The following is a 15,015-nucleotide window of genomic DNA, read 5'->3' on the forward strand; positions in this document are numbered from 1 at the left end:
GTTTTTTTGATGATGCCAGAAGGCGCTATTAGCAGCAGCTTCCCACATCTTTTTCTGTGGTCGCCGCCGATGTTGTGCAATCGAACGGCCCATAATGGGTGGACATGTCGCCATCCACACGGAAATGCGGTGCAAAGCGGGTGTCTTTGAGCATCATAGCCGTATTGCCGCAGACCGGCATGGGAAGGCCGGTCTGGAACAAATGATGGTCATCAAGCGCAAAGCTGTGCGGATGGTTTTCGATGGTGCCTTTATACCAGGCCACCTGTCCGAAATTCTCGCACAGATCTTCCAAAGGCAGTTTGAAGGCGCGGACAGTGATAGACCAGAAGTCGATCATTCCGGCTTTTTCAATGATTTCGGGATCGTTGAGATCGACCGGCGCACGGCTCATCACCCGATAATCAAGGCAGCCCACCTTGCGCATCATGCGGCGGAAATCTTCTGTATAAAGCGCCCCGCCAAGACATTCGCCCACCACCACTTTGTCTTCGCGCAGGGCTTGGGGAATACGGCGACCGGCGAAAATATCGGAGAAATAAAGCTCGCCGCCCGGTTTCAGAACACGGAAAATCTCACGGAACACCGCTTCTTTATCCGCCGACAAATTGATCACGCAGTTCGACACCACAACATCAAGGCTGTTATCGGGCAGGCCAAGGGCGGCCAGATCTTCGATATAGCCTTTTTCAAAGCGGACATTGGGGCGGTCATAACCAAAACGGTCCATATGCCAGCCCAAATGCTGGCGGGCCACGGCAAGCTGTTCGTCGGTCATATCAACGCCGATCACTTCGCCATCCGCGCCAACCAGTTGTGACAGGATAAAGCTGTCCCGACCGGTTCCGCAGCCCAGATCAAGAACCCGTGCGCCTTTCAGAACAGGCGGAATGGGCGAGCCGCAGCCATAAAAGCGGTTGCGGACCTCTTCATGCACATTGGCCAGCAGGCGACGCACATGGGGTGGCATGGCTTCTGCCGGACAACAGGCGCTGGTTTTCAGATCAGCGCTGCTTTTGAGATCCTGACCATAATATTCCTTGACGGCGTCTTGGGTCGCAAATGCCATGTATCGTTCCTTGCGGCTCTTTGAAAAACTTTGTCTCTTGTGCCGCAAGATGTGGTGCAACTCAAGCCCATCGCAAGCCCTAATCGCTCACCTTTTCGACAGATGAAGACGGTTAGGCCGGATAGGGGCTTTAAATGCGGACCAAAGGTTGAAAACGATCGGTTTTTATAAGCGGTTTATTGTGCGGCGGCGTGGTCGCCTTCCAATAAGGGCTTGAGATATTGGCCGGTATAGCTGCGGGCGATTTTGGCCACCGCCTCCGGTGTTCCTTCGGCCACCAGTTCACCGCCGCCATCGCCACCCTCCGGCCCCATATCCACCAGCCAGTCGGCTGTTTTGATCACTTCCAGATTATGTTCGATCACCACCACCGTATTGCCTTGCTCCACCAATGCCTGAAGCACCTCCAGCAATTTGCGCACATCTTCAAAATGCAGGCCGGTGGTGGGCTCATCCAGAATATAAAGGGTTTTTCCCGTGGCGCGTTTTGAAAGCTCTTTTGCCAGCTTCACCCGTTGCGCTTCACCGCCCGATAAGGTGGTGGCCGCCTGACCCACGCGGATATAGCCAAGGCCCACCCGTTCCAGCATCAACATCTTGTCGCGGATCGAGGGCACCGCCTTGAAAAACACCGCTGCGTCTTCAACGGTCATATCAAGAACATCAGCGATGGATTTGTCTTTAAAGGTAATTTCCAGTGTTTCGCGGTTGTAGCGCTTGCCTTTGCATTGGTCGCAGGTGACATAAACATCGGGCAGAAAGTGCATTTCGATCTTGATGACCCCGTCTCCCTGACAGGATTCGCAGCGCCCCCCCTTTACATTGAACGAGAAGCGGCCCGGCTTATAGCCACGGCTTTGGGCTTCGGGCAGGCCGGCAAACCAGTCGCGGATGGGGGTGAACGCGCCGGTATAGGTAGCGGGATTGGAGCGCGGTGTGCGCCCGATGGGGCTTTGATTGATATCGACGATTTTATCCAGATGCTGCAAACCCTTGATGGCATCATGGTCGCCGGGATGGGCGCGGGCATTATTGAGATGCCGCGCCACCGCTTTATACAGGGTTTCGATGGTGAGGGTGGATTTCCCCGAACCGGATACACCGGTGATGCAGCTGAGCGTACCCAAAGGAATGGACACATCTACATTCTTGAGATTGTTGGAACGCGCCCCTTTTATTTTCAATGACTTGCCGTTGCCTTTGCGACGTTTTTCGGGCACGGGGATATTTTTGCGTCCGGAAAGATAGGCGCCGGTCATGGAGCGTTTGGAGGCCATGATGGCTTCGGGCGTGCCATGTGCCACAATGCGTCCGCCATGTTCTCCGGCACCGGGGCCCATATCGATCACATAATCGGCGGTGCGGATGGCATCTTCATCATGTTCCACCACGATGACCGTATTGCCCATATCCCGTAAATTGCGCAGCGTTTCCAACAGGCGGTTATTATCGCGCTGATGCAGGCCGATAGAGGGTTCATCCAGCACATAAAGCACGCCTGTCAGCCCCGATCCGATTTGCGAAGCCAGCCGGATGCGCTGGCTTTCTCCCCCCGATAAGGTGCCGGACGAGCGGGCAAGGGTCAGATATTCAAGCCCCACATTATTGAGAAAACCCAGCCGTTCGGTGATTTCCTTCAACACCTTTTCAGCGATGGTTTTGTGCTTTTCGTTCAAATATTCGGGCAGATTGCTAAACCAGTCATGGGCTTTGGCGATGGAAAGGGCCGTAACCTCGCTGATATGGCAGCCATTGATTTTGACGGCCAGGGCTTGCGGTTTCAAGCGGTGTCCCTGACAGGCTTCGCATATTGCGCTGGTTTGAAAACGCGCAAGATCATCACGCACCGCAGAGCTTTCGGTTTCGCGCCAGCGCCGTTCGATATTCTTGATGACCCCTTCAAAGGGGCGGTCAACGGTATAATTGCGGTGACCATCATCATAGCGAATGGCCACATCTTCTTTGCCCGAGCCATAAAGAATCAGCGATTTCTGGGCATCATCCAGATCATCCCAGCGGGTGCGCATGGTAAAGCCACCATGCTTTGCCAGCGCTTCCAGCGTTTGTTTATAATAAGGCGCAATGGACTTGGCCCAAGGGGCAATCGCCCCCGATGCAAGGGTTTTTGTGGCATCGGGCACCACAAGATCGGGATCGAAAATCAGCTTTATCCCCAAGCCGTCACAGCTGGAGCAGGCGCCATGCGGGCTGTTGAAGCTGAACAGACGCGGTTCGATCTCGGCAATGGAAAAGCCTGAAACAGGGCAGGCGAAGCGGGCGGAAAAGGTGATGCGCTCCGGCCCGTCTTTCGGTTCTTCGCCATCCCGATAAGCATATTCCGCAAAAGCCAGCCCATCGGCCAGTTCAAGCGCGGTTTCAAAGCTGTCGGCAAGGCGGGTTTCCAGCCCGTCGCGGACCACGATGCGGTCCACCACCACATCGATATCGTGTTTGTATTTTTTATCCAGCGTTGGCGCTTCATCAATTTCGTAATAGGCTCCATCCACCTTTACCCGCTGAAAACCGCGTTTTTGCAGGTCTTTGAATTCTTTTTTATATTCGCCCTTGCGGCCACGCACGATGGGGGCCAGCAGGAAAAGCCGCGTTCCTTCGGGAAGCGCCATCACCTTGTCCACCATATCCGATATGGTTTGTGCGGTGATCGGCTCGCCGGTCGCGGGGGAATAGGGGATACCCACCCGCGCCCACAGGAGGCGCATATAATCATAGATTTCCGTGACCGTTCCCACGGTAGAGCGGGGGTTTTTCGATGTGGTTTTTTGTTCGATGGAAATGGCCGGGGACAGCCCTTCGATATGATCCACATCGGGCTTTTGCATTAACTCCAGAAACTGCCGCGCATAGGCCGACAGGCTTTCCACATAGCGCCGCTGGCCTTCTGCATAAATGGTATCGAAAGCAAGGCTGGATTTCCCTGATCCCGAAAGACCGGTGATCACCGTAAGGCTATCGCGGGGAATATCCGCATCCACGGATTTGAGATTGTGTTCACGGGCGCCGCGAACGGTAAGTGTTTTTAACATATTGCCCTATACGCAGAAGAGAAGGAGATTGGCAGGTGGCGCGATCAGCCGGTCATGTCAAGCATGGGCCCCAAGATAAATGAGAACAAAACAGGAAACAAGGGCAATGGCGGGAAAGGCCGCAGAGCTGTTATTCCGCCGGGACGGGCTTTGCAGGGTTCTTGTCCGGTGATTGTCGCACCTGTTGATCCGGTTGTGTCTGGCGGTTTTGATGTGCGGCCCAGCTTTCCTTGATTTGCTCAGAGGTCATGCGTGAGCCATCATGGCTCCAGCCCGGCGGACCGAAAGCATAGCCCAGCCAGTGCCGCCAGTTTTTCGTGCGGATCACATCGGAAAAAATACCGACCCATTCATGGAAGGCCACTTTCAAAGGATTGAAGGTGCCAAGCTGTTTGACAGTGCCGTAGCGGCATTTTTCTTCATCCAGTTCGGGAACGAAGGTGCCGAACATCCTGTCCCAGATAATCAGGGCGCCTGCATAATTGGCATCCAGATAGCGCGGATTGGTGGCGTGATGCACCCGATGGTGGGACGGCGTGTTGAAAATGGCTTCAAACCAACGGGGCATGCGGGTGATGGCTTCGGTGTGAATCCAGAATTGATAAATCAGATTGATGCCGGAAATAAAGGCGATCAACAAAGGATGAAAGCCCAGCACAAACAGCGGCAGGCTGAAAATAAAGGTGAGGGCAGGCACGCCGGTCCATGTTTGGCGAAGGGCGGTGGACAGATTGTAATGCTGGCTTGTGTGATGGATTACATGGGCGGCCCAGAACCAGCGAATACGGTGGCTGGCGCGGTGGAAGGCATAATAAGCGAGATCGTCCAGAATGAAGGCGAGAAGGAACGTCCACCAGTGAAAGCCCAGATCGAACAGGCGATAATGCTCCCAGATATAAAAACCAAGAGCCAGCACAAGGCCGCCGAATATCAATCCCGCGATCTGGCTTCCCAAGCCCATGGCAAGGCTGGTGGCCGTGTCTTTTGGCTCGAACAGGGTGCGTCCGGTCAGGCGGCCATAGACCATTTCGGCAATGATCAAAACCACAAAGGCCGGGATGGCATAAAGAACGGGATTGGGCAGGTCCATCATATCAGGCAGCCCCTTTTGTTCGAGGGGTGGGCATCGGGTGCTTTTGGTGCACAAGCATGGTCAAGCGATCATGCCATAGATCTTGTTGCTTTGGCGTTTCCAATATAATGCGGATGCGGGGCAGCGCAAAGTCTTGAAGCTGGATGACAAGGCCGGAGTCGCCGTCTTTTTGCACGGCTCGTAATGAGTGGACATCCAGATGACGGGTGATGAAATGCCCACCTTGTGCAACCACAAGGCCCAGGGCCGATGTGCCCGAAAGCGTTAGCAAGGCCGCTCGGCCTTCCTGATCCAGCACCGCTTCATTGGGGGTCTGCTCCCAGAAATCCTGCCCATAGCGTGCGATCGCCTGATCTTTGGTTGTCATCTTTGCCCGGCTCCAGCCGCCCAGCAGCCAGTTCAGCAGCACAAGGGCCGAAATGGCCAGAAGCGATCCAAGGGCGATATAGGGATTGTCCATCTCAAGATCTGTCCGAATTTACAAGAGTCTCAGGATTCCTTTATGTGGCAGAAGATACAAGTGTTGAATTTGGCAGGGTGGTTACACGGCCAGATCATGTTTTGCGGTTGGCGATGGCCTGATCCGCAGGCACAAGGCTGCCGCTTTCCACCATTGCGCGGATCTTATCAATATCCGGAGCGAAATACCGATCCCTATCATAAGCAGGGATGTGGGCGCGCACTGCGGCATGGGCGGCTTGCAAGGGCAGCGACGGTTTGAGCGGTGCGTGGAAATCAAGGCCCTGGGCGGCAGCCAAAATCTCGATAGCCACCACCGATGCGGCATTTTTGGCCAAGGCAATGGTGCGCCGCGCCCCATGGGTGGCCATGGACACATGATCTTCTTGATTGGCGGATGTGGGGATGCTGTCTACACTGGCGGGATGGGCCAGCATCCGGTTTTCCGCGACAAGTGCGGCTGCCGTGACTTGTGCGATCATGAAGCCGGAATTGAGGCCGCTATTATTGACCAGAAAAGCGGGCAGGCCGCTCATCTTGGGATCGACCAGAATGGCCAGACGCCGTTCGGAGATAGAGGCGATTTCGCACAGTATATTGGCGAGGGCATCGCTGGCCAAAGCCACCGGTTCGGCGTGGAAATTGCCACCGGAAAGGGCTTCATCGCTATCGGCAAAAATCAGCGGATTGTCGGTAACGGCATTGGCTTCGGTTTCCAAGATGCGCGCGCAAAATTCCAGCATATCAAGGCAAGCGCCCATGACTTGCGGTTGGCAGCGTAGGGAATACGGGTCTTGGACCTTGTCGCAATCGGCATGGGAAGCCCGAATGTCGCTCTTTTCAAGCAAAGCCCGCATACGTGCGGCAACGCGGATTTGTCCGGGTTGCCCCCGGCCTTCATGGATGCGCGGATCGAAGGGCACATCGCTGCCTTTCAAGGCATCCACCGACATGGCCCCGGCCACAAGCGCCGTATCGAACACCCGTTCGGCACGAAACAGTGCGTCAAGCCCAAGGGCGGTGGAGATCTGCGTGCCGTTGATCATCGCCAGCCCTTCTTTCGGGCCAAGCTCGACAGGGGAAAGCCCCAAGGTTTTCAGGGCGTCTTCGGCGGGCAGGCGGGTGCCGTCTTTCAGCATGATTTCCCCCACACCCAACATGCTTGCTGCGGTCAGATGTGCAAGGGGGGCCAAATCACCGGATGCACCCACCGAGCCTTGTGCCGGGATCACAGGCATGGCTTCGGCGTTTAAAAGCGCCAAAAGCCGTTTGATCAAAAGCGGGCGCACACCTGAAAGCCCGCGTGCCAAACCGATGATCTTGAGAACCATGGCAAGACGCACAACAGCGCCGTCCAAAGGCTCTCCCACACCGCAGCAATGGGACAGCACCAGATTGTTTTGCAAATCGGCCAGATGATCCCCGTCGATGCGGCTTTGTGCCAACAGCCCAAAGCCGGTATTGACGCCATAGACCGTGCGGCCCGATTGCAAAATGCGGGTGATGGCTGCGGCGGAGTCATCAATCGCGCGCCACGCATCATCGGGAAGGCCGGGGATATGGCCGCCCGCCCATAAAAGGCGCAAGTGATCCAATGATGTGCGGCCGGGGGTGATTTTAAGGGCGTTCATGGCTCAATCCTCCAGCGATGGCAGGTCAAGATGGTGATTTCGGGCGCAGGCTATGGCGCTGTCATAGCCCGCATCCGCATGGCGCATTACGCCGCTGGCCGGATCATTCCACAATACCCGTTCCAGCCTTCTATCAGCATCCATGCTGCCGTCGCAGACGATGACCATGCCCGCATGTTGGGAATAGCCCATGCCGACGCCGCCGCCATGATGCAAAGACACCCAACTCGCCCCCGAAGCCGTGTTCAACAATGCATTCAGCAAGGGCCAGTCGGATACGGCATCGGAGCCGTCTTTCATGCTTTCGGTTTCCCGATTAGGGCTGGCCACGGAACCGGAATCCAGATGGTCGCGGCCGATCACCACGGGCGCTTTCAATTCGCCTTTACGCACCATTTCGTTAAAGGCAAGGCCAAGGCGGTGGCGATCGCCCAAGCCTACCCAGCAAATGCGGGCCGGTAAGCCTTGAAAGGCAATGCGGTCGGCGGCCATATCCAGCCAGCGGTGCAAATGCGGATCATCGGGGATCAGCTCTTTCACCTTGGCATCGGTGCGGGCAATATCTTCCGGATCGCCCGATAAAGCCACCCAGCGAAATGGCCCGATGCCTTTGCAAAAAAGCGGACGAATATAGGCGGGCACAAATCCGGGAAAATCGAAGGCGCGTTCCACCCCTTCATCCAAGGCCACCTGACGGATATTATTGCCATAATCGAAGGTGGGAATGCCCTGATCGTGAAAGGCCAGCATGGCGTTTACATGAAGGGCCATGCTGGCACGGGCCGCGGCTTCCACCTCATGGGGGGCGGTGTCGCGCTTTTTGGTCCATTGTTCTACGGACCAGCCAGCGGGCAAATATCCATTGGCTGGATCATGGGCCGATGTCTGGTCTGTGACCGCATCGGGTTTTATGCCGCGCTTCACCAGATCGGGCAATATCTCTGCCGCATTGCCCAAGAGACCAATGGATATGGCTTCGCCTGATTTGCGGGCATCTTCCAGCATGGCCAATGCCTCATCCAAAGTGTCGGCACGGCGATCCAGATAGCGGGTTTGCAATCGCTTTTCGATGCGGTCCGCCTGACATTCCACCGCCAGACAGGAGGCGCCCGCCATGGTGGCAGCCAGCGGTTGCGCGCCGCCCATACCGCCAAGGCCGGCGGTCAATATCCAGCGGCCAGACAGGTCGCCGCCATAATGCTGGCGGGCCATTTCCACAAAGGTTTCATAGGTGCCCTGCACGATGCCCTGAGAGCCGATATAAATCCATGATCCGGCGGTCATCTGGCCGTACATCATCAATCCAAGGCGGTCGAGGGCGTTGAAATGCTCCCATGTGGCCCAATGGGGCACCAGATTGGAATTGGCGATCAAAACGCGCGGGGCATCTTGATGGGTTTTGAACACGCCCACCGGCTTGCCGGATTGCACCAGCAGGGTTTCATCCTCCTCCAACCGTTTCAGAACAGAAACGATTTTATCGAAGGCCGCCCAATTGCGCGCCGCCCGCCCGATGCCGCCATAGACCACCAAGGATTGCGGATGTTCCGCCACATCGGGGTCGAGATTGTTCATCAACATGCGCAAGGGCGCTTCGGTAAGCCAGCTTTTTGCCTGTAATTTTGTTCCTGTGGGGGCTTTTACGATGCGGCTGTTATGGCGGATGTCCGAATGGCTCATGGCGGATGCCTCCTACTGTGGCGGTCGATCGATGCTTGTCTATACCTGTATATACTTTCTTGAAAAATGCAATCCGGTGTCTGGTCGGCCCCGTTTGTGTTTCGCGTCAGGGTTTGAAGCGGCCCGTGATGTCATAGCGCGATCCGGCATGGATCAGATCGGCGCAGGACGCGACCTTGCCCCGTGTCCAGGTGCGCCGCCGCACAAACAAGCAAGGCTCGTCGGGTGCCAGTTCAAGCAATGTGCGTAGATCGGGAGTGGCGGCAATGGCGCGGATTTCATGCTCCACTTCTTGCAGGGGGGCCACGGTCATCAGATAGCGATAAGAGGTTTCCTGTTCCAGATCGAGCGAAAGATAATCCGGTGCGATGGCGGGCAGAACATGGCGGTCTTCCAGCAAAATCGGCAGGTCGTCTTTTAAATGCAGAATTTTTGCATGAAACAGCGCCGCGCCGGGCTTTATGTGGAACTGCGCGGCAATGGCTTCATCGGCTGCCTCGCGCTGATGCAGCAATATATGGGCGCGATGCCGGGCCCCTTTTTCCGAAAGTTCGTCGGAAATGTCGCGGATGGTCAGCAAGGCGCCATGGGCGCGGCGCTCGGCCACATAGGTGCCAAGCCCCGGCACCCGTTTGACATATCCCGCCTCGCTCAGTTCTTTGAGGGCGCGATTGGCGGTCATGCGCGACACCCCGAATTGCGCCACGAGATCGGCTTCCGATGGAGCACGATCATTGGGTTTCAAGGTGCCGCTGTCGATCAGGTCCAGCAGGTGGGACTTTACCTGCTTGTAAAGCGGCTGACCGGCCTGCTGTGTGGAGGAGGCGGGGTCTTTGGTCATGGGGCGATGCTTTCCTTGCCTTGGTGCAGGCTGCTCATCAGGGGATTGCCGCCGATCCAGTAGCAAAGCTCTGCCGGTTCAAAGATCGCCCAAATGGCCAGATCCGCTGCCATGCCCACACGCAGCATGCCGGTGTCGTCTTGCAAGCCAAGGGCGCGGGCCGCATGGATGGTCATGCCCGCCAGTGCTTCATAAGGGGTGAGGCGAAACAGAGTGCAGGCCATGTTCAGCGTCAGAAGGGGGGATAAAAGCGGTGCCGAGCCGGGATTGCAATCGCTGGCGATGGCGATGGGCACCTTATGGCGGCGCAAGTCATCCACCGGCGGGAGCTTCGTTTCGCGCAAGGCATAAAAGGCACCGGGCAGCAACACCGCCAAGGTGCCTGCCTTGGCCATAGCCGCCACACCAGTTTGATCCAGATATTCCAGATGGTCGGCAGACAAGGCCCCATGCCGCGCTGCCAAGGCGGCTCCTTGTTGATTGCTGAGCTGTTCTGCGTGCAGCTTCAACGCCAAACCATGGGCTTTGGCGGTTTTAAACAGCCGGTCGATCTGTTCGGGGGTAAAGCCGATGGTTTCGCAAAAGCCGTCCACCGTATCGGCCAAGCCTTGTCGAGCGACATCAGGGATCATATGGGTGCACAGCCAATCAATATAGGCATCGGCATCCCGCTGTCCGTCAGGCGGTACAGCATGGGCGCCAAGAAAGGTGCGGCGCACGGTTATGGGGCGCGCATTGGCCAGTTTACCCGCCACCCGCAGCATTTTAAGCTCGGTGTCCCGATCCAGCCCATAGCCGGATTTGATCTCGATGCTTGTCAGCCCTTGCGCCCGCATCTGGTCAAGGCGGGTTAGGGCGCTGTCAAACAGATCATCTTCCGTTGCTGCGCGGGTGGCTTTGACCGTTGCGGCAATGCCGCCGCCTGCTTTGGCGATGTCTTCATAGCTGGCACCATTGAGGCGCAGATCAAATTCGCGCACCCGGTTGCCGCCGAAAACCAGATGGGTGTGGCAATCGATCAGCCCCGGCGTGATCCATGCGCCTTTAATATCCGTGACCATATGGGCCAATGCGGCGGGCCTGTCCGGCAGATCCGCGCCTTTGCCGATCCATATGATGCGCCCATCTTTTATGCCAAGCGCCGCATCATGGATCGCCCCAAAAGCGGCGCTATTATTCGGGTCCATGCTTGCAACATGGCCATTGGTATAAAGCCGGTCCCACATGCTATCTTCATCCCTTGTTATAGACAGCTATACAGATGGCGAGCCATTGGTCAAACATCCCATAGAAAACATAAAGGGAAAGGAACAATGATGACAAATATGGCATCAGAAGCCAGAGGCTGGCACTCTATGGCAAGCCTGTTGGGCGATCAGCCTGATGCGGCTGTGGCGTTTCTGGGCGTTCCTTTGGGGGAACGGTCTTTGACACCGGGGCGCTGCGATCTGGGACCGGCGGTGCTGCGAAAAACCCTGCCGCGTCTGAGCAGCTATGATCTGGAAAGTGGCCTCGATCTGGGCGATTTGGCGGTGCATGATGCGGGGGATCTGATGTTGAAGGTCACCAGCCCCCTTGATGCCTTCGAGCCGGTGCGCAAGGCTGTGGCCGATTTGTGCGCCCGCCATGATATGAGCATTTTAGCGGGCGGCAATAATGCCATTACCCGTCCCGGTGTTTTGGGATTGGCGCAAGGGCTTGGTGTGCCGCTGGATCAGGTGGGCCTGCTGACGCTGGATGCCCATTTCGATCTGCGTGATACCGATTGCGGATTGACCAATGGTAATCCGGTGCAGGCTTTGCTTGATGATGGATTGCCTGGAAAAAACATCGCCCAGATCGGCTTGCAGCCTTTTGCCAATACCAGGCGTATGCACGAAAAGGCCAAAGCGGCGGGTATCCATGTGCAAAGCATGGGGCAGATTTTAGCCGATGGCATGGGCGCTTGCCTTGAACGGGCGCTGGATCATCTGGAACGCCATGTGGATGTGATTTATGTGGATTTCGATATTGATGTGATTGCCCGCCATGAAGCCCCCGGCGCCCCCGGCGCACGGCCCGGCGGCTTAAGTGCGGCGGCGTTTTTCAAAGCAGCCCGGCAGATTGCACGGCACAAAAAAGTGCGGGCGGTGGACCTGACAGAATTCGATCCCTCATTAGATATAAGCGACATAACGGCGCTTGTGGCGGCGCGGTGGTTGGCGGAGATTCTTGCCGGTGTGGCTTTAAGGCGTGTGATATAGATGGAATGCCACGGATGGTTGGCCCTAACTAAAGTTTAAAAACCTTTGGGAGCCTTGTTTTTATGGGCTTTGAAAGAGCAGTATAAGCACAGGTTGCGCCTTGAGCGCGGTTATAGAATGAAAGGGGATAATATGGGATTATATTCACTGGCCAGACGCACGGTGCTTGCTGCATCGCTGTGCTTTGGCTTACCCGCATTGGCCGTCGAGATGCCCGATGTGGACATACCCTATGAAAGTTTCACGCTAGACAATGGCCTGACGGTTGTTGTGCATGAAGACCGCAAAGCGCCCTTGGTGGCGGTGTCCGTCTGGTACCATGTGGGGTCCAAGGACGAGCCTGCCGGGAAGACCGGCTTTGCGCATTTGTTTGAACATTTGATGTTCAATGGTTCTGAAAACCATGATGCCGAATTTTTCGAGCCGCTTCAGGAAGTGGGGGTGACCGATGTAAACGGCACCACATGGCTTGATCGCACCAATTATTTCGAAACGGTGCCAACCCCGGCGTTGGAGCGGGTTCTGTTCCTTGAATCCGACCGCATGGGGCATCTTTTGGGAGCCGTGACCCAAGAAAAACTCGATAATCAACGCGGCGTTGTGCAAAATGAAAAACGCCAAGGCGAAAATGAACCCTATGGCCGTGCCTTCGATATGCTGCAATCGGGCGTTTTCCCCGTTGGCCATCCTTATCATCACAGCACCATCGGTTCGATGGAAGATCTGGATGCCGCATCTCTTGATGATGTGAAAGAATGGTTCAATACCTATTACGGTCCGAACAATACCGTTCTGGTTTTGGCTGGGGATATTGATGTGGAAGAAGCCCGGCCCATGGTGGAACGTTATTTCGGCGATATCCCCGCCGGACCACCGCTGGTAAAAGGCAAGTCCAGTATTCCTGAACTGGCTTCCAATGTGCATGAAGTGATGCAAGACCGTGTTCCGCAAGCCCGTATCTACCGGGTTTGGGCGGTTCCGGGACGCACCACCGAGGCTGCAAATACCCTGGATGTGGCTGCGGAAATTCTGGGCGGCGGCAAAACCTCGCGGCTCTATCGGGATTTGGTCTATAATCGCCAGATTGCCACCAATATTCAGGTGGGCCTGTTTCCGTTCGAACTTTCCAGCCTGTTTTTCATCCAAGTGGATGTGAAAGATGGCGAATCCGTACAGGAAGTTAGCGATCGCCTTGATGCAATTGTGGCGGATTTCTTGGCAAAAGACCCATCGAAAGCCGAGCTTGAACGGGCGCAAATCGGTCTGATTTCCGGTGAAGTGCGTGGTCTTGAAAAAGTGGGCGGCTTTGGCGGCAAAGCGGTGACTTTGGCCGAAGGTGCGCTTTATGCCGATGATCCGGGCTTTTACAAAAAACGCATGGCCTATATTGCCGATGCAAGCGCCAAAAGCGTTGCTCAAACGGCCCGCACATGGTTGGGGCGCAATCACTTCCAGCTTGATGTGATTCCGTTTGGGGATTTTGCTGCGGCCAGCGAAGGCGTGGATCGTTCAACCGGCGTTCCGGCTGTGGATGATACACCAGAGCTTGATTTTCCGGCTGTGGAAACCGCGAGTTTGTCGAACGGGATCGAGCTTGTGGTGGCCAATCGCCCCACGGTTCCTTTGGTGAATATCGCCATGATGTTCGATGCGGGCTATGCGGCGGATCAGGGCAAAAAGCTGGGCACGGCGTCCTTGACGCTTGCTATGCTGGATGAAGGCACCAAAAAGCGCTCTGCTCTTGATATCGCGGAAGAGCTTGAAGGATTGGGAGCCGTGCTTCGCACTGGCTCAAATCTTGATACCTCGACAGTGAGCATGAATGCGCTCAAAACGGAGTTGAAAGCGTCTATTGATCTGATGGCGGATGTGGTGCGCAATCCGGCCTTTGATCAGGCCGAGTTGGACCGGCTCCGTCAGCAGCGTTTGGCTGGCATCCGGCAAGAAGAAAACCAGCCGATCTCTATTGCTTTGCGCCAGCTTCCGCCGATCATGTATGGCAAAGACAACGCCTATGGCATTCCCTTCACCGGAACGGGAACCATCGACGCTGTTATGTCCATGACCCGCGAAGATTTGCAGGCCTTCCACAGCGCGTGGTTGCGCCCGGACAATGCGACCATCTTCGTGGTGGGGGATACCACTTTGGCAGAGATTCGCCCTGTGCTTGAAAAGGCATTCGGCGATTGGAAGGCTCCTTCCACTGCAAAGGGCACAAAAACGCTGAACCAGGTGTCTATGCCTGATCAAAGCCAGATAATCATTGTTGATCGTCCCGGATCGCCACAATCGTTGATTCTGGCTGGCCATCTGGCACCGCCCACTGGCGTGGACAACAATATCGCCATCACGGCCATGAACGACATTCTGGGTGGCCAGTTTACGGCGCGCGTGAATATGAATCTGCGGGAAGAAAAGGGCTGGGCCTATGGTGCTTATACCTTCATGCAGGACGCACGCGGTCAGCGGCCTTTCTTTGTGTATGCACCGGTGCAAACCGATAGAACCGCTGATTCAATGGCCGAATTGGTTCGGGAACTGAACGCTATCACCGGCGACAAGCCTGCAAGTGATACCGAGCTTGAAATGGTTGTGCGTAACAATGTGCGCAGCCTTCCCGGCCAGTTTGAAACAGCACGCAATGTGCTCAATGCCATGTTGTCCAATGCGCGTTTTGGCCGTCCTTTGGATTATGAGGAAAGCCTGAAAGGCCGTTATGAAGCGCTTGATCTTGGGGATGTGGAAAGTGCCGCCAGCGAGGTACTGCATCCTGATAAACTGACATGGATGGTGATTGGCGATCGCGCCAAAATTGAAGAGAGCATCCGTGCCCTTGATCTGGGTGAAATCACCGTGAAAAGCGTCGGCGAATAAGCCACGGCTTTTAAAAGAAATGAAAGCCCCGGTGCCAAATGGAGCCGGGGCTTTTTTATGAACAACGCCAGACCTTGCAGC

General features: G+C 55.9%; 10 protein-coding genes. 2 read left to right on the plus strand and 8 right to left on the minus strand.

Annotated elements, in window-relative coordinates; translation table 11 throughout:
• Positions 1-28: 28 nt before the first annotated feature.
• From IEX96_RS01110 to hutI, 8 genes are all read right to left on the minus strand, one after another.
• Entirely contained in the window at positions 29-1,069 is a 1,041-nt protein-coding gene (locus IEX96_RS01110; protein WP_149999200.1) for a methyltransferase domain-containing protein, read from the minus strand.
• Positions 1,070-1,245: 176 nt separating this feature from the next.
• On the minus strand, positions 1,246-4,113 hold the full coding sequence (gene uvrA / locus IEX96_RS01115; protein WP_150004714.1) for an excinuclease ABC subunit UvrA: 2,868 nt from the start codon (positions 4,111-4,113) through the stop codon (positions 1,246-1,248).
• Between the two features lie 130 nt (positions 4,114-4,243).
• The gene (locus tag IEX96_RS01120) at positions 4,244-5,203 is read right to left on the minus strand and encodes a sterol desaturase family protein (protein ID WP_150004816.1); all 960 of its coding nucleotides are present in this window, start codon (positions 5,201-5,203) and stop codon (positions 4,244-4,246) included.
• 4 nt (positions 5,204-5,207) lie between these two features.
• Entirely contained in the window at positions 5,208-5,666 is a 459-nt protein-coding gene (locus tag IEX96_RS01125; protein WP_150004715.1) for a hypothetical protein, read from the minus strand.
• A 94-nt stretch (positions 5,667-5,760) separates the two neighbouring features.
• Positions 5,761-7,296 (minus strand): histidine ammonia-lyase, encoded by a 1,536-nt coding sequence (gene hutH / locus IEX96_RS01130; RefSeq protein WP_188873343.1) that lies wholly within the window; start codon positions 7,294-7,296, stop codon positions 5,761-5,763.
• 3 nt (positions 7,297-7,299) lie between these two features.
• Entirely contained in the window at positions 7,300-8,976 is a 1,677-nt protein-coding gene (hutU, locus tag IEX96_RS01135) for a urocanate hydratase (protein ID WP_188873344.1), read from the minus strand.
• A 106-nt stretch (positions 8,977-9,082) separates the two neighbouring features.
• Positions 9,083-9,817: a histidine utilization transcriptional repressor HutC gene (gene hutC / locus IEX96_RS01140; RefSeq protein ID WP_150004716.1), complete on the minus strand. Its 735-nt coding sequence runs from the start codon at positions 9,815-9,817 to the stop codon at positions 9,083-9,085.
• A complete protein-coding gene (gene hutI, locus IEX96_RS01145; RefSeq protein ID WP_150004717.1) occupies positions 9,814-11,043 on the minus strand; it encodes an imidazolonepropionase in 1,230 nt (409 codons plus the stop codon). The genes hutC and hutI overlap by 4 nt, the downstream gene beginning before the upstream one ends.
• An 87-nt stretch (positions 11,044-11,130) precedes the next feature.
• Here hutI and IEX96_RS01150 point away from each other — a divergent pair, with 87 nt between their 5' ends.
• Complete coding sequence (locus IEX96_RS01150; protein WP_229773443.1) at positions 11,131-12,060, plus strand: agmatinase family protein; 930 nt, start codon at positions 11,131-11,133, stop codon at positions 12,058-12,060.
• A gap of 132 nt (positions 12,061-12,192) precedes the next feature.
• Entirely contained in the window at positions 12,193-14,934 is a 2,742-nt protein-coding gene (locus IEX96_RS01155) for a M16 family metallopeptidase (protein ID WP_188873345.1), read from the plus strand.
• The last annotated feature ends 81 nt before the right edge of the window (positions 14,935-15,015 follow it).

This window comes from Iodidimonas muriae (assembly GCF_014647255.1).
GTDB classification, from domain to species: domain Bacteria; phylum Pseudomonadota; class Alphaproteobacteria; order Sphingomonadales; family Rhodothalassiaceae; genus Iodidimonas; species Iodidimonas muriae.